We start from the raw sequence: 618 nt of genomic DNA on the forward strand, positions 1-618 counted from the left end.
CCTACCTAGCGAGATGTCACTTAAAGAAAAACATCGCCCTTCTAGTTGAAGGGCTTCGTTGTATAGATCGTCGGATTCGGTTTTTGACAAATAATCCGAAACCACCCTTTTATTGGTGTTTCGGAGACTTTGCACTTGTGAGTGAACGGAACGCGTATCCACCATAGGCTCTTCTAATAAAGAACTTGAAACGGGGTATACTAATTCTGTGGCACTCTTACGCAAAGTGTAGGCCTTGACGAACTCTGATGGTGTATTCCCGTTAGATTGATTGTTAATGTTTGTAAATTTATTACGAACTACAATATTCGTCATTAATGTGGCCTTTCTGTGTGTTATTGTTGAGCGGCGCGTTTATTACGGTTGTTGATGTTAATCATTTGTCGCGTTAATTCGGTCGCTAAGGTATTGGTTTCATGCGAGTACATTGTATCCATTACTTCACTTAACTTACCGTCTGCAAGTTGTGGGTCGTAAAGCGCGCTAGGATCTCCTAACATATATCGTAACATTACGGCTTGTGTGTAAAGGATAGTTTGTAACGTACGGTCAGTTGGTTTTCGATTACCATCTAAACGTCGTGTAAGTTGTGATATCATTTCAAGCTTTTGAGCAGAA

Annotated in this window: 2 protein-coding genes; both read right to left on the reverse strand. The window is 40.6% G+C overall.

Translation table 11 applies throughout. From position 1 onward, the window contains the following. The coding region (locus tag D1643_RS11950) for a hypothetical protein (RefSeq protein ID WP_236643583.1) at positions 1 to 315 on the reverse strand (315 nt) is incomplete at its 3' end. 20 nt (positions 316 to 335) lie between these two features. Continuing rightward, positions 336 to 618: hypothetical protein (locus D1643_RS11955; RefSeq protein WP_236643584.1), on the reverse strand; the 283-nt coding region annotated here is incomplete at its 5' end.

It is taken from the genome of Enterorhabdus sp. P55, assembly GCF_009911695.1.
Lineage (GTDB): Bacteria > Actinomycetota > Coriobacteriia > Coriobacteriales > Eggerthellaceae > Enterorhabdus.